Genomic DNA, 24,308 nt, shown 5'->3' with positions numbered 1-24,308 from the left:
CGGTGCTCCGTGTAATTGGAGTAACAAAACGGCGCATAGCCTAAACCATCAGGCACAAAATATCTGCACAAAATCGGTGGTGCCCATTGCGCCCGCTCAACTAAGGTATACTTGCCGCCCCAAAGCGACCACCCACAGAACCGTTACTACTCGCACAGAGGTTTATTCATGAAAGTTGCCGTGTTCAGCTCCAAGTCTTATGACGAAGAACACCTTACCAAAGCCAATGCAAACGCCGAACTGGAGCTAACTTTCTTTGTGCCACAGCTCACCGCGCAAACAGTGGCGCTCTCCAATGGATTCGATATTGTCTGTTGTTTTGTCAACGATGTGATCGACAATACCGTAGCCAAAGCGCTAAAAGAAAATGGTGTTCAGCTAGTAGCTATGCGCTGTGCCGGGTTTAATAACGTCGACCTTGATGCCTGTGAAAAGCACGACCTACCCGTGGCGCGCGTTCCAGAATACTCCCCCAATGCCGTCGCCGAGCATGCCGTCGCCCTCATTTTGGACCTTAACCGCAACATTCATCGCGCCTTTTCACGCGTACGTGAAAACGACTACTCACTGAGTGGGCTAATGGGTTTCGACCTATTCGGCAAAACAGTCGCCTGTGTCGGTGGTGGCCGCATTGGCCAGTCCTTTATCCGCATAATGAAAGGCTTTGGCTGCCGTGTACTTTGCTACGACCCCATGCCTTCCGATGCATTAAAAGAGACCGGCGCAGAGCTGGTGCCACTGGAACAGGTATGGGCTGAATCCGACATCATTTCCCTACATTGTCCTCTGGTGCGCTCCACTTACCACATTATTAACAGCAACTCTCTTAGCCAAATGAAGCCAGGTGTAATGCTCATTAATACCAGCCGCGGCGGCCTAATCGACACCCCAGCGATTATCACAGCACTTAAGAGCGCTAGAGTGGGCTACCTTGGGCTGGATGTGTATGAAGAGGAGGCTAACCTATTCTTCGAGGACTATTCCGACCAAGTTCTGCAAGATGATATTTTTGCCCGCCTTACCACCTTTAAAAATGTTGTTATCACCGGCCACCAGGCCTTTTTCACCCACGAAGCACTGCAAGCTATTGCCGAGGTTACCCTGGCAAACATCCATCACTACAATAAAGGCGAGCTGGATAAAATGTGCTTGGTAAAAGCCTGAAGTAACCATGCTTTCGAATTCACACGAGTCAGCACAGCCAAAATTCAAAATAGTTCCGAAAAGTCCCTCGTTTCCAGCAAATTACCCCTTGCAGGCCTAGGGCGAACTGTATAGAATTTCGCACCCTTAAACGGAGTGCGTCTGGGCATGTTGACGCACACTAGAAACCGAACAATACAAAGGTAGGTATATGCCTTCAGTAAAGCTGAAAGAAAACGAACCATTTGACTTTGCTCTGCGCCGCTTCAAGCGCTCATGCGAAAAAGCCGGTGTACTAGCTGAGGTTCGCCGTCGCGAGTTCTACGAGAAGCCAACGTCTGTACGCAAGCGCAAAGCAGCTGCTGCTGTTAAGCGTCATGCAAAGAAGGTTCAACGCGAAAATCGTAAATTCCAGCGTATGTACTAACGATTAATGCCGGCACTATACCGGCATTTGACCGAGCTCCCAGCCTAACTCGAGCGGGAGCCATCTGCGGAAAGTAATTGTGGCCAGCGAAATTAAAAACCGTATTGCTCAAGCCGTAAAAGATGCTATGCGTGCCAAGGATAAACAACGCCTTGGCGTGTTGCGTATGGTTATGGCGGAATTCAAACGCATTGAAGTTGATGAGCGCGTCGAGCTCGATGATGCTCGGGTACTTGCTGTGCTCGACAAAATGGTCAAGCAACGCCGCGACTCCCTTAGCCAGTACCTTGAGGCAAATCGCCAGGAACTGGCCGATGTGGAATCAGCCGAAATTGCGGTTATCCAGGAATACTTGCCCGCAGGCCTGACAGAAGTTGAAATTACCGAATTGCTTAAAAGCGCCATTGCCGAAACGGGTGCCGAGTCTATGCGTGACATGGGCAAAGTTATGGCAATTGTAAAACCTCAGGTGCAAGGTCGCGCCGATATGGGTGCCGTCAGTAAGCTGGTGAAAGCCCTTTTAGGCTAACGGACACCCTCCTCACCACATTTCCGACATTTCACCTCCCCCTCTACCTTATTGCGTACAGTTGCAAGCAGCTCATTTACCGTGCGGTTTCCAAAACTGGTGCGTTATTTGCTCCTCCTATATTAAATTCAGACCGTTTTTACTCACAACCTGGTTTTATGCACCATTTGGGTGATTAATACCTGCTCAACAGCGTGCGTAGCAAAACATAAGGCCCAAAACTGGTGCATAATTACATACACGAAGCCATCACCCAGCACGGATTGCCAGCCCATTTCGAGGCGACAGTTAAACAATGGTACCTTCCATTGGCGGAAAAAATTGCACAACGTCAGAGCGCGAATACAAAGACGCTGGTACTCGGTATTCAAGGCTCTCAGGGCAGTGGTAAAAGCACTCTAGCAGACTTTTTACGCCTGCTCTTGGCCCATGAATACAAGCTCAACTGTGCGATTCTGTCCATCGACGATTTCTACCTTACCCGCGCAGAACGCCACGCCCTATCAGAGAGCACTCACCCACTACTCATGACGCGAGGCGTCCCCGGCACCCACGATGTCGCCTTAGCAATTTCCACTATTCAGCAACTATGTGCCTTGGGCAAAAATGAATGCTGCACGCCCGTGCGCTTCAATAAGGCCATTGACGACCGAGAAGCAGAAGCGCAGTGGCCAAGTGTTATTGGGCCAATCGATATTGTTATTCTAGAGGGGTGGTGCGTTGGCTTATCGGCGCAAGCTGACCATGAGCTCAACACACCGACCAATGTATTAGAGCAAACCGAAGATAAAAATGGGCAATGGCGCCGCTTCGTCAATGGGCAGCTCAGCGGGCATTATAGCGCGCTATTCGAATTACTCGATTGCCTGGCGGTACTTAAAGCACCATCCTTCAATAGTGTGTTCCAATGGCGCTTACTGCAGGAACAAAAGCTTGAGCAACACTGTCTACAGCTGCCTGCGGCACAACGAGCACACAGTAAAATACTAAACCCGAGTGAAATTGAGCGATTTATTTCCCACTATCAGCGCCTCACAGAGCATGGCTTACGCACACTACCAACAACAGCCGACTGGTTGCTGCCACTTGGAGATGACCACCAAATACTTAACCTAACAAGTAAAGCAAACCGATGAACGACCGACTAATGCAACCCCACTTTCTCGTTTCAACCGATTTGGACGGCACCCTGCTAGACCATTACAGCTACGATTGGCAGGCAGCTGCACCGTCATTGGCGCGACTGGCGAAATTGGGCATCCCCGTGGTTATTAATACCAGCAAAACCTTTGAAGAGGTAGTGTCATTACAGAGTTCGATGTTATTGACAGCCCCCTTTATCGTTGAAAACGGTTCCGCACTTTTTCTGCCAACATCTCAATTTGAACAAGCGCCCGATGGCTGTGAGAGTAACAATGGTTTTTGGCGATTATTATTCGGTTGCGAACGGCAAGCCGTTACTACTGCCCTCAGTAAAATACGACAGGACCAGCATTGGCAGTTTGAAGGCTTTAGCGATATGAACGTTGCCCGGGTTATTGAACTAACCGGACTCACCGAAAGCGACGCACAGCAGGCATTGAACCGTCGCTTCTCCGAGCCTCTGGTATGGCACGACAGCGATGCCAACTTTGTCGATTTCGTTAAGCAGCTTGAAGCCCTTCAATTTCGTGTTATTAAAGGCGGTCGATTTGTACATGTATTGGGCCAAACAGACAAAGGAAAAGCCATTGACCGCTGTAGACGATACCTGCAACATTTTTATAGCACTGAACTCAATCTCATTGCCCTAGGGGACAGCCCAAACGATATCGACATGCTTAATATTGCCGATATTGCCGTGCTCATTAATTCCCCCACACACGATTACCCCGCACTCCCTAACGCCGTCGGCGAGGTATACCAAACCCAAGGCTTAGGTCCTGTAGGCTGGCACGAAGCAATAACTAAATTTATTCCATAATACTCATTCAAGGAATTCCCATGGCTGATTTCTACCAAAACGGCATTATCACTACGCTGCATAACCTTAAACAAAGACCTCTTGAGGCTATGGAAGAAGAACTGCGCAGCTTCGCCAAAGCACGCCCCATGAGCTTGGTACTGCCCTCTTTATTTTCAGAACTGGAGGGCGAAGCCCTGCCCAACATTGTTAATGAACTCAGCAAAGTAAATTACCTTGATGAAATCGTCATAGGCCTAGACCAAGCCGACGAGGCACAATACCGCCACGCTCTGAAGTTTTTTAAACCACTTAATCAAAACTTTAAAGTGTTATGGAATGACGGACCGCGACTACGCGCCGTCGACAAAAGACTCCAAGAAGAGGGACTATCTCCACTAGAGCCAGGTAAAGGCCGCAACGTATGGTATTGTCTAGGCTACGTACTGTCGGGCGGTAATGTAGAGTCTATTGCACTCCACGATTGCGACATAGTGACCTACGACCGCAGCATGCTCGCACGCTTAATTTACCCTGTTGCTAACCCCGCGTTTAATTACGAATTTTGTAAAGGCTATTACGCTCGTGTTGCCGAAGGCAAAATTCATGGGCGCGTCAGCCGCTTACTCGTAACGCCACTCATTCGCGCATTAAAGAAAACCCTCGGCCACCACGATTACCTCGATTACATCGATAGCTTTCGTTACCCGCTTGCCGGTGAATTTTCGTTTCGTGCCGATGTTATCAGTGATATTCGCATCCCTAGCGACTGGGGCCTGGAAATTGGTGTGTTATCCGAAGTGCATCGAAACTTTGCCAACAACCGCTTGTGCCAGGCCGATATTGCCGATGTATATGATCACAAACATCAAGAGCTTTCTCCAGAAGATGCCGCGCGCGGCCTCTCTAAAATGTCTATAGACATCTCCAAAGCACTGTTCCGCAAGCTTGCGACAAACGGCGTGGTCTTTACTTCCGAAACATTCCGTTCCATTAAGGCCACCTACTTTCGTATTGCTCTGGATTTTATCGAAACCTATGATAACGACGCACGTATGAACGGCCTAAAATTAGACATCCACTCCGAAGAACAGGCTGTCGAAATGTTTGCAAAAAACATTCTCGCCGCCGGGCACAATTTTTTAGACAACCCAATGGAAAAACCCTTTATGCCCTGCTGGAATCGGGTGATTAGCGCCATCCCGGGTGTACTGGACGACATTAATCAAGCCGTTAAAGACGATATGGAAGAGTTTGGACAATAATCCCTTTGGCAATTGTTATGAATCAGTCACTACAGAAAGAACTTAAATTTTTGGTTGAGTCTCACTTGTCGCTAATCTACGAAGGCGACAACATCAAGCCACTAGCCAGCCGCCTGCTACACATTATGAAGCTGGAGGAGAACTGTCTTAAACCTGGAATCCACGAAAACTCTTGGAACGAAAAAGACATTATTATGATCACCTACGGTGATTCGATAAAGTCGGAAAAAGAAGAGCCTCTTCAGACGCTCAACACCTTCTGTAATGAAAGGCTTAAAGATGTCATTAACGGTATTCATATACTACCGTTCTTTCCCTACAGTTCTGACGATGGTTTTTCTGTTATTGATTATACTCAGGTAAATGACGCTCTTGGGGACTGGTCTCATATCGAAAACATGGGCGGCGAGTACAATTTAATGGCCGACCTAGTGGTTAACCACTGTTCCAGCCGTAGCCGTTGGTTCGACAATTACAAACAGCGGAAAAGCCCTGGCGTAGATTATTTTATTGAAGCCGACCCCAATACCGATTTAAGTAACGTTGTTCGCCCGCGCACATCCCCGCTGCTGCGCGAGGTGGAAGATCTACAGGGCATACGCCATGTTTGGTGTACTTTTAGCCATGATCAAGTCGATTTGAATTTCGCCAACCCCGATGTACTCTGCGAGATGGTAAAAATCATAAAGCTGTATCTGGATCGCGGCATAAGAACCTTTCGCCTAGACGCAGTGGCGTTTCTATGGAAAGAGTTAGGCACTACCTGTATTAACCACGTAAAAACCCACGAATTTGTACGTCTGTTTCGTACACTGATCGAACACCATTCACCAAATGCCATCATCATCACCGAAACAAATATACCCAACCATGAAAACCTATCTTACTTTGGCAATGCCAATGAAGCCCACGCCGTCTATAACTTCTCACTGCCCCCCCTCCTTATTCACGCATTAGTGACAGGTAATAGTAGCCACCTCAAACGCTGGCAAATGACCATGCCCCCAGCCCAAATGGGTACATTCTATTTAAATTTTATCGCCTCCCACGACGGCATTGGACTACGCCCGGCAGAAGGCTTACTAAGCGAGAATGAAATTGATGAAATGGTTAATACTATGCAAAATTTCGGTGCACGGGTTTCTTGGCGTGCAACGGAAGGCGGTCGAGCAAAACCCTATGAAATTAATGTCACGCTGTTTGACGCGCTTCAGGGCACCGTTAAAGGGCCAGACAAATGGCAGGTTGAACGTTTCCTCTGCGCACACGCCATTATGCTTTCTTTAGAAGGCATACCCGCAATTTATGTACACAGCATGCTCGCCACCAACAATTATTCAGAGGGTGTAGAGCTCACTAACCACAACCGTACCATTAACCGGTACAAATGGAATCACGAAGAACTCTGCTCAAAGTTGGACGACGGCTATAGTCACCACTCAAAAGTATTTGCCGGTATGAAGGCACTATTAAAAATACGCATCCAGCAACCGGCATTTCACCCGAATGCCACACAATTCACCCTTCACCTAGGCGATCAGCTATTTGGTTTTTGGCGGCAAAGCCCAAGGCGAGATCAGAGCATTTTTTGCATTCATAACATTAGCGATGAAGAAATCACTATACCGCTGTCGTCAATTAACTTAATTAGCTTGGATAAATGGGTGGACCTGATCAGCGATAAGTCCTTTGAGGACCTACATCAGGACCTGGTATTGCCACCCTATGGCTTTGTCTGGTTAAGTAACCGTACTTAAGGACTCAACGCACAAATCGATGCTCGATCATGCCCGGCACATCCACGCGTACTTTAAACAGCGAACCGGAATCCGGGTACTGCTCTAGCTCGTCTTCTGGGCGGTTGCCTACGGTGGTGATATAAAGGGTTTTCAAATCGTCATCACCAAAAGCTACCATAGTCGGGCATTTTGCTGGCACGGCTATTTCTTCGACAATTTCGCCTGCTGGGCTCAATCGTGCAATACGCCCACCTTCATACAACGCCGTCCAGTAAAAACCTTCGGTATCTACAGCAGCGCCGTCTGGCCGCCCATCACCAAATTCGAACTGGTGAAACAGCTCTCGATTACTCAGCTTGCCGGTTGCCAAATCGTACTCATAGCGCCAAATTGCATGCTTAGGTGTATCGGAATGGTAAAAGAAGCGATTGTCTGGGCTAAAGGCTGCACCATTGGATGTTAGCAGCCCTTCCAGCAAGAGACTCACGCTCTCATCAGTATCTAGGCTCCAAAGGTTTGCACCATCACGATCCTTAGGCGGGTAAACAGACCCGGCAATAAACCGCCCGGCCGCATCACAGCGACCATCATTAAATCGGTTTGTCGTCAGACCGACCTCAGGATCGGCAATGGGGTGAAGCTCTGACGACCAGCCGTTGACAAGATAAAACCCCGAGCGCATTCCGACGATAAACCCTTTATCTTCTGGCCGCAAACTAAAGCAGCCAATCTCTTCATCAAACTGTAACCATTCATCGGCACCGGCCTTTGGGTCAAAACGATGCAGCTGAAAAGCATTGATGTCCACCCAGTAAAGTACCTGTTCACGCTCATCCCAGCGTGGGCACTCCCCCAGATTCGCCTGTGTTTTATACGCAACATCTACTTTTCTCATCGCCTACGCCCTGTATAGTGTAATTAGTGGCCGCTGCTTACGCATAATGCCATCACTAGCATATCAAAGGCGCCAGTTTAATCGTTGATGGCACAGAGGAAAAGCATCAACATCGAATCATTGACCGTGAATTTCGGCCACCTTAACATCAAAGGCTAATATGATTGGCGTCGTCGTTACTCCCCATGCAAAGCCCTATAACGAGGCTGCGATAGGTAAACCGCTATAGACCAAGCTACAGGCATAGTGCACACAAATGATAGAACCCGAAGCTAAACACTGGCTACTCCCGCAAGCTGAAGCTTGGAGCGAAATTAAAGCCCGCCTAAGGCAGCATTTTCAACTCGTGAAAATGACGGAAGAAAATCGGTACATCACTTTTTTCGATGATGCCGACTGGCACCTGTGGCAGGCCGAGTATTTGTTTTTTCACGAACAGAAAAACATCTACACCCTGACATCAAGCAAAGACCACTGCTCTAGCATCACCACCGCAGCTACGCCAAAATTTTACTGGGAGACTCCCCAGGGCAGTACCCACGATACATTAAAGCGCCTGATCAAATTACGGGCATTGCAAGCTATTGGCGAGCTAGCTCTACACACAACCCGTTACCAGCTAGTAAGCAAGCACAAGGTTATTGCGCAATTACAGCTCACCGTTAATAGCACATCTAAAAAAGCAAAAATCCCAAGCTCTACCTACATTGATTTACTCGTGTTCGACAACACCGGCACGCATGAAGCGCTCATAGTAAAAACTTTCGGCCAGAGTGCCTTGCAGTCCCACCCAGCGGTAGGCTACCGACAGCAACTTCTCACTCTGGGTTTAAAACCTTCGCCGGCTGCCACTACATCCTACGGCTTGAGCGAATCGATGCCCGCCGAAGACGCCGTTCGATTGATGGCGAATGCCATGTTTAACCGGGCTATCGCACAGGAACGCGGGGTAATTACCGATACAGACACCGAATTTTTACACCACTACCGAGTTTCTCTACGGAAGACCCGCTCGCTCATAAATTTGATGAAAAAGTGCCTGCCCATAGAAACACACCAACAGCTGAAAACGCAGCTATCTCAATTAGCAAAGCCAACGAACCTGCTAAGAGACCTAGACGTATTTATACTCAATCGAACACACTACCAAAATTTATTACCACCCTGCCACACTCAGGGCTTCAATTACCTATTCGACCATATCCAATCGGCAAGAGCTTCCGCCTTAAGCACCGTAATTGATTTTTTCCAATCTGATCGCTGCACAACCTCTGTAAACGAGCTAAAAAAGCTATTACAACAGCCCCCGTCATACCAGAGGTCCGCAGCCGTTAAGCCTATAGTCACACTATCAAAGAAACGACTACTTAAACGCTATAAACGCATATGTGAATTGGGTGTAGCTGTCAACAACACCACACCCGATGAAAAAATACATAAACTTCGTATTGAATGCAAAAAACTCCGCTATCTAATGGAGTTTTTTACCGAGCTATTCGAAGAAAAACCCATTGAGCAGCTTAAAAAATCGCTAAAATCGCTACAAACCATTCTTGGGGATTTTAATGATTACTCAGTACAAAAAACTTTCCTCGTTGAACAATTACAGAAGCACGATAACATCAACTCAAATACCCAGGCAGCTATAGACTGCTTATTGTGCGCACTCGACGAAAAACAACGCAATGAAAGAACAAAAATATACTCAGCGTTTGCAAAATTTGGCAGTGCCAATACGGCCAAAAAATTCATCGACCTTTTTGCTACATAAACAGATTAGCCAGTAATAGCAACTTGAAATCATCTATTTTCATTAGGCTCACCACAAAAAAGGCCTACACCGCAGAGAGCATAGACATGAAGGAAATAGAGCGAAAATTTTTAGTGCCGTCCTTCCCCTGTGACGAACTAGCAACACTAACTCCCGAACGTTTGTTTCAGGGCTACTTATCTTTAAACGAAACCAGCGAATTACGCCTGCGGAAAAGAGATGATGCCTTTTACTTAACACGGAAGCAGGGAAGTGGCCTTGAACGAGAAGAAACGGAAGAGCCTATCAGTGAAGCTGTATTTAGCTTGTTGTGGCCATTAACAAAAGGCCAACGCGTCGAAAAGCGGCGTTATGTATTTACCATTCAGCAGTATCGGTATGAGTTGGATATCTACGAAGGAAAACTTACTGGCTTAACAGTATTAGAAGTGGAATTTGAAAGCCGCGATGCCGCTCGCCTATTTACGCCCCCCCACTATTGCAGCCAAGAGGTCACCGAAGACAAGCGCTTTAAAAACGCCTGTCTGGCAACACTCGGCAAACCCGACTAGCTGAGGTAAAAAGGTAAAAGCCTATTGCCAACACTCACCACCAAGAGGAGTGGACCCACGACCGCCAAGGCTATCAATAGTGATAGTTAGGCATTCATCATCGTCGGTCTGGCTTCCCTGCGCTGTAGCGGTAGCAATAAAACAAGAAGCATTTCCACAGGCGCCCTGTGCAACCGATACTACATAATAGCCGTGCTCACTTGTAGTCGTTGCGGCTACCGGCGCAAAGGGCACCGCATTAGTGGAATAGGCATTAGTTTGTGAATAAAGTACTTCCTGATTTTGTGCTACCTGCAGCAATAACTCTAAACCTTCTGCCCGATGGCTTTTCAGTGCGCTATCGCGATAGGCCGGTATCGCGATAGCACTCAAAATTCCGACAACAGCTACCACAATCATTAACTCAATTAAATTAAAACCCTTCTGATTTATTGTCATATCACCCCCTTAATGATTGAGATACTGCGCTGCTTCTTCCTCAGAAATAAGCAACTTAATCGCTCTAATTTTTTTTTGCCCTGTAGCTTGATAATCGAGTGCATACTCAACCGGATGACCTTCACGTAAGGCGTAAACACTTATAAGCTTCCCAGATACGATTATTTTCGTATCTCCTGAAAAACGATATTCTTCACCATCGATGACAATTCTTTGCCCAACAACATAAATATCATCAACTTTCCCAGAGAAAAACTCTTGGGCTATAGCGCTCCCAGATACTATCAAAAGCAAAACAGTAAAAAATAACTTCATAACCTTTACTCCAATTCACGCCAAGATTGACGACCAACATTCTCTGCACCGGTACTTTCTGAGAAGTTTGTAATAACACCAGTAGAACCACTTAGATACTTCACCTCGCGGTTAACATCCCGCAGAATGCCCGGCGTTGTAATAATTCCTTCCTGTGACTGCACTCCCGACGTTGGCACATCAGGAATACCATCCGCAGAATAGGTGTAATCTAATTCACTGAAAATACCATCATTATTCAAATCAAATGGAGCCTCATCTAAACGGCTGCCATCAGCAGCATCCAGCTCCATTAACCAGCTAGTTCCCCCTGGAGTACAAGGTGTATCACTGGGAAGGTTCGTAGGGAAGATTATTCGACCATTGCGTAATATGGCATCAGAAACCTGACGTTCACCGTTGTTATCTACTGGTGACAAATTCCTGTTAACTAAATCAATTTTCCAGCCTTCATGGCTAGACCAGTCCGGATCGTTATCACTTGTAACACGTAATCGGAATGCATTCCCAGAGAAGGTCGCGCTAAACTCGTGATCTATAGTTTGCAAAAGCAATTCGCTAGACAACACAGGTAATCCAGAGGCAGAAGATTCATGTTTATCCCATATACCATAGAAGCTTTGGTCAGGCTCACCAACAGAATTATTGTCACTTTTCTCAATATACTTTCCTGTGCCAAAATAAACCATAACACCATCCCCTTCCTGGTGCAGACCAACAGAGGGGCGGGTAGTAATTGACTGCCCGCTCGCAGCAGTAAACAATGGCTTTTTGTCTGCGCCATTTACCCATGCGACATCCCAGCTTACAGGGTTAGAGCTAGTGACATCGAACTTCCACATATTCCCGTAGAGGTCTCCAGCGTAAACGTAGTCGACAACATAATCGTTGTTTACATCCACCAGAGCCGGTGTCGCCAATCCATTCGGCGTTGCAACCGAACCTACACCTGTGTCAATCTTCTTAATTAATGCACCTGTACCAACATCAACTATATAGAGAACCGCATGACCGGTAGTGCTCGCATTACCGTCTGCTTCAGTATTGTTATAACCATTCCCGAAAATGGCCACCCATCTGCCGTCCTCCATTTTAGCAATTGACGGTTCACTGAACGTGTAGCCTAAATCCGCATCATCCGAGTCGTCAAACTCCCACAGGAACAGGGAGTCTGCATTACTCTCATCAAACTGCGCTGGATTGGTAACATCTAGAGCAAATATTGACTGCCCACCTTGACCAAGGGCACCGGCTAAGACGGTATGCCAACTACCGGAATAAAATGCATCAACAATAGTCGGTGCGCCATTCACAAAAAATTTGTGGCTATAAGCTGGATTTGTAAGTAAGTGTAGGTTTTTAAATACCGCCGAAGGCACGTAAGAAATCAGCTCTTGTCCATTTTCTGCGTTAAACCCATGCAACATTCCACCGTTGGAGCCAACATACACCACAGGAGTACGATTTAGATACGTCGAACGAAATGCTGCGTAGCTCGCGGTTTCCAAAGAGTCAGGATAATAAAAGCTGGGCTTGGCAACATATTTCGGATTAGAGTCGACAATATCGCCTAAAACAGAAGAGCGAGGGCGAAACTCGCCATTAGACACACCCTCATTACTTCTGTCTCCACGAATATAGTTCACCAATGCCTGGCCATACTCCTGGTTTTCCGTAATCTCAGACGTGTCAGCAGTGGTTAAATCATTTGGAGAATCAGCAAGTAATGCTGGAAGCTGGCCACTCGAAATTTCAGATACGGTTGGAGACAAATAGCTCGAAGGAAAACGAAACTTTACTCCACGACGGCCATTATTGGTAATAACGGTTCTCTGAGAGTCAAAATCTTGGCCATCAAGAAGTGCTCCCGCCTGCCAGTTTGGGTTTTCCACATCTACGCTGTCGTCGTCGCTCAAGGCGAATGAGAAAAGCCTACCCGACCAATCACCACTGTTAAATTGAGCTTGATAGACCGCTGTAGCCGCAGAAATTTGTCCGGTACTTGTGGCAACGGAAGCTGATGCCGCATCTCGACTGGATATCTCACTGAGAGCGGATGTCAAACTACTAACCACTTCTTGTGGCGTTTGCGCAGAAACATACTCACCAGCACTATTAAAGGCCGCGTGCCAAAGATCGTCAATTTTACCTTGATCATTGCCAAAGGGGCTATTTCCCCAAGTATCATTAACGTCTAATACCGGGTTTGGCCAACCGTCGCCATCACTGTCTACTAGTGAACCTGAAACACCGAAGGCCACGGGAAAAGTCACCATATGTTGATATTCCGCTGGATCAGCAATATTAGGCACAACGTTATCAGTTAGGTCACTGAGATCATTGTCATAATAGAACCGAGCCACATCCGCTACAGTGATACTGAGACCATCTCCATCTTTATCTAAGACCAAGGTATCCACCCCGCCCTCTGTCTGAATATGATCACCTCCAGTCCACGAAGGTGCATCGTTATTCCAATACCCGTCGGTAAACAAAACGGTGAAATTCTGTTGGCAGCTCTGAATTATAGGGTCGGCTACATCTATAGAATATTCAGCGTTGAGATTCCCCGAAAAATATGAACCGGCCTTGTCCAGCCCTTTCCTCAAAGGCGTACCACGCTGACGCCACTCATGGCTATATAAATCGTTTAAAAGCACCTGATTATAACCACTGTACTTCGTTACTGTGGAAGGTGGAACCTCATCAAATAGAGTACTCGAATCATTAATAAGTGTTTGCCCAAAACGGAAGCCTGGTGAACTACTCACAACTGCACCAACAGCCCCCTTCACCACGAAGGACCGGCGGCGAGCATAAGAGTACCAATTTGCAATATTTTGCTGAATTTCTGCAACTGTTCTCGCAGGCACAACCGTGGTATTCGGGTCGGTCGCGGCTCCACTAAATGAACCAGAGGTAACAACATTCTCTGTAATGGAGCCGGTATCAACATCCTGAACCCATTTAATTTCCTGCCAGTCGACGCTACTTTCATTCACGGTGTATTTATAATAATTGTCCCAATAGTCCACCACCCCATCGCCATCGTCAAACGCTTTCCTGTTAATGTTGCTACCCCTGCGGGGGTAGCTGGCTAAAGTGGTATCAATTCCGTGAGAATCGACCCAAACGTAATAAACGAAACCAGACAAATTTCGGGTTTCATCATAACCGTCTGTCTCCGATTTCGCTGACTGCACAGGCCGCGCTACTTGTAAGTTTGACTCAACCTGAGACGCAACCGCTGAAATTTCGGGCTGGGGGTTACTGCGCGCAGAAGTAAAACTTGCAGACTGCAAACTCGTTCCAGCCCACGCAGAATAACTCGTTCTTGGGTCGAAATAAATAACGTTAAAATCTGACGAACCACCCCGCCAATCGTAGCTAAAAGCATCGTCGATACCACAACTCTGAACATCACTGATCCAGCCAGTACAGTTGGTATCGTATGCGTTATCCGACTCATCATAAATATAGGCAAAGTTGGACCAAATAGCTCTGCCACGGCGGTCATTAGTACCGCTGTAAACACTCCAAAGACCATCGGTATGTTGAGAGTCGTTACAATCCGAATTACCGCTATCCCCCGCAGCATCACGATCATACTGACATGCTAGGTAATAGGGTTTTGTCATAACCTCCCAATCCATAGATCCAGAGTCGTCCATCTGAAAGAACACATTTGGATCTGTGCTAATCCCCAAAAATAAGGGTTCGTCCGCAAGATTCAGCTCTGCTGCCTGGGCTCCGGTCATTGAAAACATCAAAACAACAACGACAAGTTTTCTCGACAAAAATTTAAATACATTTTTCATTACACACCTTCCGCACTAAAAACTCGTGAGCGCTAAATACAAACTGATTAATCGAAGCGTTTAATAAACGTTGAGCGCAAATGCACCCGCGTATTCCCGCCACCACCATACCCTCTGGAGGTTAACTGGTAGTAATACTTGCCCTGCTTGGTTTCGCCAGCGCCAATAATGAGGTTTTCTCCTTTTTGCACAAAGGCGCGCTCTTCTACAATGTAACGTGGAGGCGCATGCTGAAGACTGTTCCCATCAATACCAACGGTATTACCAGCCCACCACGTGACATTATTCGTTCGCCACCACTTATCCGTTCCCGGTGTACCTAACGCCCAAATGCTATCAGCTCCCTGAGCTGTGGGCGTTCTGTATTCCACTAGAGAATCCAGCCAATCTTCACCACTGACTAACGCCGACTCGGCAGCCTCAAAGGCAATGTGTTTATCCCGCTGATTACCGCTCATTTTCTCTTCCACAAGAGAAATACGCACGGCAGAACCACCGACAACCAGAAGTACAAACAAAAAGACCAATGTTACGGCAAGTGTTACACCCTGCTGTTGTTTGTATGTGGGTAAAAAGTTCATCATTAACTTCCTAGAGTTCGGTTGCGCAACGATATAGTGCGAGAAAAAACTCGGCGTAGCCGATTATCTGAGGCACTAGGGTTTCCCTCCAAGCCATTATAAGTAACACCGTTAAATACATAGGGCAGCACGCCTTGCGATAAATTGTCGTTAACACTCTGCATGAGCAGGCTAATGCGTACGCTCACAACATTCTCCCAGACTTGAACGTTATCAGCGGTAACATAAGTATCCGCACTTCGGAAGTTATCGTCGTCAAGATTTTCTCCGTAGAGTATTTGCATGCTCTCAACGCCCTCAACCACCTCCTCCAAATTTCCGACAACAGCGCCAGTCGAATTCAGTTCGGCTCGAAACAGTGAGGGTGGGTTAGTCGCCAAATCGTTATGCTTACTGACCACATAAACCGTTCCGCGGAGTGTTGTGAGAGTGGGCGTTTGCGCAGCGGTTGATTTCAACGAGATACTATTGTTGTTACCCGGGCTGCAAGAATTACCAAGGGAGATACGTTTTTGAGTGCCCGTAACAGTCACATCACATGCCTGAACAATATCAACACTTTGGCAATCGCTCAGCATCAGGATTGCATCGTCATCAACTTCATTAGTGTCATCTACGGTCAAAATATTGGGTGTTCCAGCAATGATAGAATTCACTACCATATCGGTTTCACCTACCCCCCAAATACGTAATATATCGGAATTCGGAATGACTGTGATTTGATCAAGGATATTGCCACCCGTTGTTGCCCAACTACCGTTATCTGACTCAACAACAGCTGTTGTCGATAAAACATTAACAATGGTTTGGCCGGGCCCAGTGGCAGCCGCTTCCCACCCCTGTATACCCACTTCGGGCTGAAAAGAGGCTGGAAACGTGTTAGCTAGAGTATTATTCATTTCTTCATTACTACTAAAACAACCGGTAAACGCAGACATACGTAAATCCTGCTCCAAAATTTCCAGCGCAACCCGACCAGAATCCTGTAAGTGTGCATAGGCCGTCAGCCTGCGGGAACTTTGTAGTTGATCGAGGTAAACCACCACGCAACCACTCAAAATCACACTGCCTATCGCCATAGACACAAGCAGTTCAACAAGGGTTACACCGCGTACTTTTTTAATTGCTGTTTTCATCTTCTAGCGGCTCCAGTGTTACAGACCAAATGGGATAACATATTGTTGATCAACCTCACCATCTTTAGGAATTGCATCCCACCAAATTTTTACCACTAACTGATTACCAATGCCATCACAGGCCGGGTCTGCAGCGTCTTCACCATCATCCGGCGAGGAATCAAGACATACTGTTCCCTGCCCTACAGGTAATACTTGAACCAACTCAGCCTGCCATTCAAAACTGTCGTGACTCGCAAGAGCCGCAGCGCTACAACCATTAGTGCTTTGACACGCTACAGTAAAAGAAGGCTCTGGACGATCGTAATTACCCGCTTGAAAACCCGCCGTATTGGCTCGTACACGGCTGGTCATATCTTGCGCCAGCGACACGGCCTGCGTTCTTATATAGGCAGCGTGGCTATTATCCACACCACGTTTTTGAATATTCATAATGCCCAACAAGCCCGCAGCCAAGACGAGAAACGAAATCAGAATTTCAATCATCGAAAAGCCTGCATTTTTACGTACAGAAGCCAGTGAAAAATAGTTCATGGGCATGATAAGTTCCCCCCGCCTTCACCGCCGTTATGAATACCGTCACTATCGGTATCCCGTGAGTAACGAACAAGACCACCAACATTCACTACAATGGACCGTGCGTATCGCGCATTATCATCATCTGCACTGCAAAACCTAAACTCTGAGACCAAATCTTTTACACCCTTACCACTAAAAGTAACGGCATTATCAAGTGTGAGCACAACGCGCCTACCCAATGATGCACCCATACGAACGACCTCTTCTCCAGCATCCAGCACTGCGTCTTCATCGGTATCATAAAAAACCAACCAACCGTCATCCCAAGAGCCGTTATTGCAAGCACGCGGTGTAATACCTTCATCGCTGGCACACAGCGACACCGATTCACTGCGGGTAACGGCCGCACTTCGTGCATACGCCAAATCAGTTGCTAAGTCCGTAGTGCCGGCTCGTATAGAAGCTTTTGTCGTAGTATCTTCAAACGATGGAGCTGCCATCATCACCAGAAGCGATAGAATAGCGATAACGGCCATTAGCTCTAGCAATGTAAATCCGGCAACTCGAACCCCTTGCACCGGGTTTTGGTGTCTAAATACTTGTTTCATTTTGATGCCTGTTTTCAGCATTTAATTAAATTTTCTTCTTGTTATTACCCTAGCAACTCCTCCGTAAGGTTACTATCGTCAAACAGACAGGCGGGCGATATTCAGCCTGTATGGATTTGGGAATAAAAAGGATTGAAGCGCTACTGAAAAGGGTGCCGTGGTATATAACTTTAAGCAATAACATGGCGACGAGTGGTATATAAAAAGGGAGGATTAGATGACATCACTACACACATAAAACTATTCAATTCGCCATTCACCGGCTGAACCTTCGTCTACATTTTCATCAAATTGGCGCAGCTTTTAGCGCCAACAAAAAACTTTCTCACTCCGCGCCGCATTACAAGAACTTAATTTGCCGTTACGCATAAACATGTCGAATTTCGACCAATAAATTAGATTTTGAGGCCCACGTCTCAATTTAAGCTAATTCCTTGTTAACCTGAACTACACTAATACCCATAACTCATACATTCAGGTTATTAGGCCGGTTAAAAATCAGTCGGATTTAGACTGTATTTTTATTAAGCCGTTCAAGTAATTAGCATTACGGTATAACACCAGTGGTGTGGCAATTAAAACAACGGAAACAATTCCCGCCACGCCTCATTTCAACCCTTTAAACGGCTCAGCACTCACTTGACATACACCCCACAATTTGAGCGGATTTCCGGATGGAATCATTAACGTGTAAATGGACCGTTTTTGTTATAACCACGCTGTTTTTTTTCCATTTATCAACCCAAACACCACCACTCATCCTGCGGTGTGTATCTGCAACCCCGGGCGTGCTAAAAATTAACGTATAAAATCTGAAATTGAAAACGGCTTTACGCTAATTGAAACGCTGATAGTGATGGTGATAATCGGCATTCTTGCCGGTATAGCTTCACCGTCCATGCGAACACTGATTGAACGCAACCGCACCGACGCACAAATACGCGGGCTCTTTGAGTCTATTGTTGCCGCCAGAAGTGAATCCATTACCCGCAACCAAGCAACTACACTCTGTAAAAGCAGTGACCAGGAATCCTGCACAGCGTCGGGTAACTGGGAGCAAGGCTGGCTGGTGTACGTCGACTCAAATGGAAATGCTGCACTAGATAGCACAGAGGACGTAATACGCAGCCATAAAGCGCTGGAAACCAACTATACATTGCGCGCGGTATCTCCCCTTACGAATACGGTCAGTTTTCGCGCAAACGGCACTACTACCGATTCCGGTAGTTTGCGCCTCTGCCCCCCCTCCAATGACACCACTCTCGGCTATACCATTGAGCTCAACATAACAGGCAGAGCCCGCCTCAGTAAGGAGGTATCTGAATGCCCGTAACCATTCGTGCACAGCAAGCCGGTATCGGCCTTATTGAAGTGCTAATTGCCATGCTTATTGTCTCCATTGGCTCCATTGGCCTGTTATCTATGCAGGTATCAGGTAAACGTATTGGCTACGACGCCTTACAGCGCTCTACAGCCACGACACTGATGCGAGACATCGTTGAGCGCATGCGAACCAACCCCGCAGCTGTAGCCAATTATGCTGCCAATGTCGGTGGTTACAGCATTGCCAGCGAACCAAGCCCTAACTGTGTTACCGCTGTTTGTAGCCCCATCCAAATGGCTGCCCACGACCTTTGGGAGTGGGAGCAGGCGCTTGAAGGTGCTGCGGAAATAATCGAAGACAACGCCCAACAGCGTTTTGTTGGTGGCTTGGTATCTCCACGCGCATGCATCACCCATGCGAACGGAATAGTCACCGTCACCATTGCCTGGAGAGGTTATCAATCTACCAGCAACCCCACCGGCCCTACCTGTGGCTCAGGTGCCGATCTTTACGGCGATAACGATGACCAACGTCAAATTGTTTCCATTACGACTTATATTGAGGAAATTTAGAGTGAAAGGGCAACGCCGTCGCTACCGAACATTCCGCAACCAGCAGGGCTTTACGCTTGTCGAATTAATGATTGCTCTGGCACTCGGCCTAGTGATTTCAGGTGTTTCTATAAAAATGTATTTAGAAAGCCGACGCAGCTATATACAAGACGAGGAAATGGCACGCCTTCAGGAAAACGCACGCTTCGCTATAGACTTCCTAAAACGCGAAATCAGCCTGAGTGGTTTTTTGGCCGGTATTAATGATGCCAGTGGTTTAAACGCCGCAACGATAACAACGGACTGTAACGCCGCCGGCACAGACTGGGTGCTAGACCTCAACTCCGCCATCGAGTTAATTAACAACGCACCTAATGGCGGTACGCTAATGACTTTAAACGGCACAGAATTAAGCTGTATTAATGCTGATGAGGTTGTCGATGGAACCGATATTATTTCTCTCAAACGCACATCGGACACAGCAACACTCAATAACGGTGTACTTCAAGCGACGCCATCATTAAATACTTGGTACTTAAAAAAATTCGACTACACCTCGTATTCGTGGAGCTATTTAACAGGCGGCATAACCGCAGCGGAAAGTACACCAAACTCTACCTACGATTACTGGCGCTACTTTACCAATATCTATTACATTCGCGACTACTCAGTATCCGAAGGTGACGAAATTCCAACACTCTGTGTTTCCATGCTGGAAGGCTCAGAAATAATAAATAGATGCCTCATAGAAGGCATTGAAGATATTCAGATTGAAATCGGTATCGATAACGATGGCGATAACGTGGTTGATCAATACAAAAACGCGCCATCAGCCACCGACTTTGATAACGCGCTTTCCGTACGCCTACACATTCTTGCACGAAGCATTTCACCGGTATCGGGCTATACCAACCGAAAGAAATTCAGGCTAGGCGTTAAAAACATCGATGCTTTTAACGATAGCTACCTACGTAAAGTTTTTTCCACAACGATTAAATTACGTAATACCGATCTCGGATAAACAGCCATGAACAACAAATGTATACAACGACTCAACAACAAGCAAACAGGCGCAGTACTTATTTTCGCCATGGCTATTTTACTGCTCACGGGCATTATTGCTTCGGCCGTTATGCGAACCGGTATTCTAGAAGTAAAAATGGTGAGCAATTCCCAATTTAAATAAGAAGCCTTCCAGAAAACAGATGCTGTTATAAATGCGGTTGCTGCGAATCAAAACAATTTTGTTGTCGCCGGCGATATAGGTTTTAAAGTCTGTGCTGCCGGCAGCACAGAGGTTAGCTGCAATGCACGCACTATCGCACTGCCAGCGGAAGTCATTAATGTGCCGACAGGTGTTGATTTAAACTACCACTCCGTTCGCATGGGACCACTTATCAGCCCCCTGCCGGTGCGCTTGTCGGCCGACCAAGCCTCCAGCGCCTCGGGTTTTAACATTGCAATATTCGAAGTGACCGCAGAATTTGATGGAAGAGAAGAAGGCCTTGGTCATCATCAAGTCGTACAGGGCGTAGGAATTAAAGTTGCGTCTTCAGCGCAGTAAACGAGTTATAGAGGTTCAGTTATGAGAATGCCCAGATTTAAAGACTCACGATTTTACAAAGCGCTTGCATTGGCGACTTTTCTCTGTTCACCGATACCCCAGGTACTCGCCGACGATACCGATATATACCTCAACAAAAACGTCGCCGGCGCCGCCCCTTACCTGATGCTAAAACTCGATTACCGACCCGACATGAGCGCCACCTTTTGTGGTTCAGGAACAGGCAACGGTTCTTGCACCGCATCACTTTCCGCTCACGCGGAACTTCTGGCGTCACTACAATCATTTACCGGGGTAAACGGTGCAGCCAACAATATTCATGCAACCCTTGCGGTTTTAAACGTAGTTTTCAATAAATTTGAAGGTATTAACGTTGGTCTAATGGTCCCCAATAATTCTGACGGCGGAACCATATTACGCGGCTACAAGTTGTTTGAAGCCGGTGATGCCAATGGTGCCAATGGTGCCAATGGTGCCAAAGCTGAACTCATTGCCATATTGGATTCAATGCCACTACCTAAAAGTGGTAACCAGTTCCATGACACCGCACCAAAAGAAACCCACTACGAGTGGTACAGCTACGTTAATGGCCTAGCCGTATTAAATGGTGACCAAACGAGCGACAACTTTGACGGCACCGCTTCCCCCAACTACGACCCTAATATTATCGACAACAGTATACCCGGCAAGCCGATGTACAAATCGCCCTTCGCCGGTACCCCGAGTAATTTTGAGTGCACCAATTTATACGAAGTTTACGCCACGTCGGGCAATACCAGCGGTGCCGACAATGATTTGGATACGCAAATCGGTGCAGTGATGAACGGCGCATCCAGTTACGAAGAAATGGTCAGCTACATGACTAACAACGACGTACTCCCCTTCATACCCGGTGATCAAACCCTGAAAACTTGGTACATTCAAATGGGCAGCTCGGCAGCGAAAGCTGACAATTGGGCAATAGCCGCGGACACTAACGACCAATATATGAACATAGGCGGTAAGAGCGCCGATTTGTTTGATGTGCAAACCAAACTGGAATCGGCATTTGTTGAAGCCCTGAGTGTAAGCACCACCTTCGTAGCAGCTTCCATTCCCGTTAACGTATTCAATCGTATACAAATACTCGATGACTTCTATATCGCACTGTTTGAAGCCAATGCAACTGCGCGCTGGAATGGCAACCTTAAAAAACTTCGACTACATGACAGTGACCTAGACGGCATACCCGATCAAATTGTCGACGCTCTGGGTCAAGAAGCGTTCAATAGTACCGATGGCCGCATAAAGTACGAGGCACTCACCTACTGGACAGATGCCAACGCGCTTCCTCCAGCCGACCCTGCCGACAATGAAGTCTCAGAACGCGATGGTCGCGCGGTTAATCGCGGAGGGGCAGGCCAAATGATACCCGGCTTTCTCAGTGGCTCCATAGGCGATACCACAACAACCGGCACCCGCCAGCTTTACCTAGAGCCCACTTCCGGCTCAGCACTAGAAGCCTTCGATGCATCCAACGCTAACGCTAGCAGCTGGCAAGCGGAGCTAGGTGCAGCAAGTACGGCAGAAGCATTGGAGGTGATCAAATGGGCGCGAGGGCAAGATGCCGACGACGAAGACGGTGACAGCGATAAATCCGAAGCGCGCAGCTGGCTGTTAGGCGACGCCATACATTCCCGGCCACTCACCATTAACTATGGCGCAACGGCAGGCTACACAGAAGCGAACCCCAATATCCGATTATTTATGGGCACAAATGATGGCTTTTTCCATGTATTTGAAAACACTACTAGCGGAGGCACACAGTCGGGAAAAGAAGTATTCGGGTTCATTCCTCGAGAGGTAATGGCCAATTTTAAAACCCTTAAAGACAATGTCACTTCGGATCACTTGTACGGAGTGGACGGCGAACCCGTTGCATTAGTAAAAGACCTAGACGCCGACGGCACCATTGAAGCAGGCGATACTGTTAACGTGTATGTCGGTATGCGTCGCGGAGGTAAAAGTATTTACGCCATGGACGCCAGCGATCCAACGGCCGCACCTAGCTACATAGGTAAACTCAGCAACACCATGAGCGATTACGCTGAAATGGGCTATACCTTCTCGACACCTCGTGTCAGCAAAGTGCGCTTTGGCGGCATTACGTACGATACACTCATCTTTGCAGGTGGCTACGACACCAACAAAGATGCGACCGCTACCGATGAAGACGGCAGCCGTGGCGCCGACACCGAAGGCAATGCCATTTTTATCGTTAATGCGCTCGACGGCACACTTATATGGAAAGCCGTCTACGGTGCTAGCACCGCCGCTATCAATAACGGCCGCTACGAACACGCCAGCCTACAGTACAGCATACCCTCTACAGCAACGACTTTGGACAGCAACAGAAACGGCATTGTTGACCGCGTCTATGTGGGCGACACCGGCGGCCAGGTGTGGAGGGTTGACCTTCCAGAGGGAGATTCCGCCGATACCAACCATCGCCTTAACCATTGGGATATTTCCGTATTGGCCGACCTCAGCGACGCAGCAGACAGTGAAGATGTTCGCTTTTTTCACGCACCGGACGTCATCCAAACAAAAGATGACAATGGTTTTTACGATGCCGTAGTCATTGCCTCCGGCGACCGCGCAAACCCACTGGAAAGTACCGACCAGAACTACATGTACATGATTAAAGACCGCTATATTGCTTCAGGTTCGCCAAGTGCTACAACAACCGATGACACCAACTTAACCGACGTTACCAGCTGCGCAACAACCTGTGCAGCTTTCACCTATGATTACGGCTGGAAAATGGAACTTTCGCAATCCGGAGAAAAAGGATTGTCCTCACCGCTAGTAAGCAATGGCACCGTATTTTTCACGAGCTACACCCCCTATTCGGCAGCAGGATCTTCGTGCGCACCACGCGAGGGAAATGGCAACCTTTATCTCATGAATTTATCAGACGGCTCAGCCTCCTTTACGAACTCTCGGCAGATCGATATTGGTCCAGGCATTCCAGCTTCACCTATTGCCCTAAATGGCGACACCATTCTATTACCGGGAACAGGTTTACAAACCATTCCCGCAAATACCAATTTTTCGGGTAGCGATAATTTAATTCAAGTAGGTGGCCGCTCTATGTGGTTGCTTTACTGGCGTGAAACAGGTGTTGACACCCTTTAACTAAATACCAAGAGA

23 protein-coding genes are annotated in these 24,308 nt (G+C 47.4%); 15 read left to right on the top strand and 8 right to left on the bottom strand.

The window, feature by feature from the left end; all coding sequences use genetic code 11:
• Window positions 1-168 precede the first annotated feature (168 nt).
• The 7 genes from H5336_RS17530 to H5336_RS17500 all read left to right on the top strand — a co-directional run bounded on the left by H5336_RS17530 (window position 169) and on the right by H5336_RS17500 (window position 7,063).
• Complete coding sequence (locus H5336_RS17530; protein ID WP_185235513.1) at window positions 169-1,164, top strand: 2-hydroxyacid dehydrogenase; 996 nt, start codon at window positions 169-171, stop codon at window positions 1,162-1,164.
• Between the two features lie 190 nt (window positions 1,165-1,354).
• Window positions 1,355-1,570 (top strand): 30S ribosomal protein S21, encoded by a 216-nt coding sequence (gene rpsU, locus H5336_RS17525; RefSeq protein WP_075187596.1) that lies wholly within the window; start codon window positions 1,355-1,357, stop codon window positions 1,568-1,570.
• A gap of 79 nt (window positions 1,571-1,649) precedes the next feature.
• Window positions 1,650-2,099, top strand: coding sequence for a GatB/YqeY domain-containing protein (locus H5336_RS17520; protein ID WP_185235512.1), 450 nt, complete (start codon window positions 1,650-1,652; stop codon window positions 2,097-2,099).
• A gap of 224 nt (window positions 2,100-2,323) precedes the next feature.
• Complete coding sequence (locus H5336_RS17515; protein WP_313557641.1) at window positions 2,324-3,235, top strand: phosphoribulokinase; 912 nt, start codon at window positions 2,324-2,326, stop codon at window positions 3,233-3,235.
• Window positions 3,232-4,062, top strand: a complete 831-nt coding sequence (locus H5336_RS17510) for an HAD-IIB family hydrolase (protein ID WP_185235511.1) — start codon at window positions 3,232-3,234, stop codon at window positions 4,060-4,062. Before H5336_RS17515 ends, H5336_RS17510 begins: the two co-directional genes overlap by 4 nt.
• A gap of 20 nt (window positions 4,063-4,082) precedes the next feature.
• Window positions 4,083-5,306 (top strand): glycosyltransferase family protein, encoded by a 1,224-nt coding sequence (locus H5336_RS17505; protein WP_185235510.1) that lies wholly within the window; start codon window positions 4,083-4,085, stop codon window positions 5,304-5,306.
• Window positions 5,307-5,323: 17 nt separating this feature from the next.
• Entirely contained in the window at window positions 5,324-7,063 is a 1,740-nt protein-coding gene (locus H5336_RS17500; RefSeq protein ID WP_185235509.1) for an alpha-amylase family glycosyl hydrolase, read from the top strand.
• 4 nt (window positions 7,064-7,067) lie between these two features.
• On the opposite strand, the gene H5336_RS17495 is transcribed toward H5336_RS17500, so the two are convergent.
• Window positions 7,068-7,940, bottom strand: a complete 873-nt coding sequence (locus tag H5336_RS17495; RefSeq protein ID WP_185235508.1) for an SMP-30/gluconolactonase/LRE family protein — start codon at window positions 7,938-7,940, stop codon at window positions 7,068-7,070.
• A gap of 256 nt (window positions 7,941-8,196) precedes the next feature.
• Between H5336_RS17495 and H5336_RS17490 the strand changes: the two genes are divergently transcribed.
• Window positions 8,197-9,711, top strand: a complete 1,515-nt coding sequence (locus H5336_RS17490; RefSeq protein ID WP_185235507.1) for a CHAD domain-containing protein — start codon at window positions 8,197-8,199, stop codon at window positions 9,709-9,711.
• Window positions 9,712-9,797: 86 nt separating this feature from the next.
• Complete coding sequence (locus H5336_RS17485) at window positions 9,798-10,262, top strand: CYTH domain-containing protein (RefSeq protein ID WP_185235506.1); 465 nt, start codon at window positions 9,798-9,800, stop codon at window positions 10,260-10,262.
• Between the two features lie 21 nt (window positions 10,263-10,283).
• Here the strand turns inward: H5336_RS17485 and H5336_RS17480 are convergent, their stop codons facing one another.
• The 7 genes from H5336_RS17480 to H5336_RS17450 are packed head-to-tail and all read right to left on the bottom strand — an operon-like array spanning window position 10,284 to window position 17,677.
• Window positions 10,284-10,700 (bottom strand): type IV pilin protein, encoded by a 417-nt coding sequence (locus tag H5336_RS17480; RefSeq protein WP_185235505.1) that lies wholly within the window; start codon window positions 10,698-10,700, stop codon window positions 10,284-10,286.
• A 9-nt stretch (window positions 10,701-10,709) separates the two neighbouring features.
• Window positions 10,710-11,015: a hypothetical protein gene (locus H5336_RS17475; protein WP_185235504.1), complete on the bottom strand. Its 306-nt coding sequence runs from the start codon at window positions 11,013-11,015 to the stop codon at window positions 10,710-10,712.
• 5 nt (window positions 11,016-11,020) lie between these two features.
• Complete coding sequence (locus H5336_RS17470) at window positions 11,021-14,833, bottom strand: pilus assembly protein (RefSeq protein WP_185235503.1); 3,813 nt, start codon at window positions 14,831-14,833, stop codon at window positions 11,021-11,023.
• A gap of 47 nt (window positions 14,834-14,880) precedes the next feature.
• Window positions 14,881-15,417 (bottom strand): pilus assembly PilX family protein, encoded by a 537-nt coding sequence (locus H5336_RS17465; RefSeq protein ID WP_246439126.1) that lies wholly within the window; start codon window positions 15,415-15,417, stop codon window positions 14,881-14,883.
• Window positions 15,417-16,550, bottom strand: coding sequence for a PilW family protein (locus H5336_RS17460; RefSeq protein ID WP_185235502.1), 1,134 nt, complete (start codon window positions 16,548-16,550; stop codon window positions 15,417-15,419). The genes H5336_RS17465 and H5336_RS17460 overlap by 1 nt, the downstream gene beginning before the upstream one ends.
• A gap of 18 nt (window positions 16,551-16,568) precedes the next feature.
• On the bottom strand, window positions 16,569-17,090 hold the full coding sequence (pilV, locus tag H5336_RS17455) for a type IV pilus modification protein PilV (RefSeq protein ID WP_246439125.1): 522 nt from the start codon (window positions 17,088-17,090) through the stop codon (window positions 16,569-16,571).
• Window positions 17,081-17,677, bottom strand: coding sequence for a GspH/FimT family pseudopilin (locus H5336_RS17450; protein ID WP_185235501.1), 597 nt, complete (start codon window positions 17,675-17,677; stop codon window positions 17,081-17,083). Before H5336_RS17450 ends, pilV (H5336_RS17455) begins: the two co-directional genes overlap by 10 nt.
• A gap of 805 nt (window positions 17,678-18,482) precedes the next feature.
• Between H5336_RS17450 and H5336_RS17445 the strand changes: the two genes are divergently transcribed.
• From H5336_RS17445 to H5336_RS17420, 6 genes are all read left to right on the top strand, one after another.
• Entirely contained in the window at window positions 18,483-19,010 is a 528-nt protein-coding gene (locus tag H5336_RS17445) for a GspH/FimT family pseudopilin (protein WP_313557767.1), read from the top strand.
• The gene (pilV, locus tag H5336_RS17440) at window positions 19,001-19,573 is read left to right on the top strand and encodes a type IV pilus modification protein PilV (protein WP_185235499.1); all 573 of its coding nucleotides are present in this window, start codon (window positions 19,001-19,003) and stop codon (window positions 19,571-19,573) included. The genes H5336_RS17445 and pilV (H5336_RS17440) overlap by 10 nt, the downstream gene beginning before the upstream one ends.
• A gap of 1 nt (window position 19,574) precedes the next feature.
• On the top strand, window positions 19,575-20,573 hold the full coding sequence (locus H5336_RS17435; protein ID WP_185235498.1) for a PilW family protein: 999 nt from the start codon (window positions 19,575-19,577) through the stop codon (window positions 20,571-20,573).
• 6 nt (window positions 20,574-20,579) lie between these two features.
• On the top strand, window positions 20,580-20,738 hold the full coding sequence (locus H5336_RS17430; RefSeq protein WP_185235497.1) for a pilus assembly PilX family protein: 159 nt from the start codon (window positions 20,580-20,582) through the stop codon (window positions 20,736-20,738).
• Between the two features lie 159 nt (window positions 20,739-20,897).
• Window positions 20,898-21,116: a hypothetical protein gene (locus tag H5336_RS17425; protein WP_185235496.1), complete on the top strand. Its 219-nt coding sequence runs from the start codon at window positions 20,898-20,900 to the stop codon at window positions 21,114-21,116.
• Window positions 21,117-21,143: 27 nt separating this feature from the next.
• Window positions 21,144-24,293: a pilus assembly protein gene (locus H5336_RS17420; RefSeq protein ID WP_185235495.1), complete on the top strand. Its 3,150-nt coding sequence runs from the start codon at window positions 21,144-21,146 to the stop codon at window positions 24,291-24,293.
• Window positions 24,294-24,308: the final 15 nt, after the last annotated feature.

Origin of the sequence: Teredinibacter franksiae (genome assembly GCF_014218805.1) — a bacterium.
Classification (GTDB): Bacteria; Pseudomonadota; Gammaproteobacteria; order Pseudomonadales; family Cellvibrionaceae; genus Teredinibacter; species Teredinibacter franksiae.
This window is presented reverse-complemented; position numbering and strand designations above follow the sequence as displayed.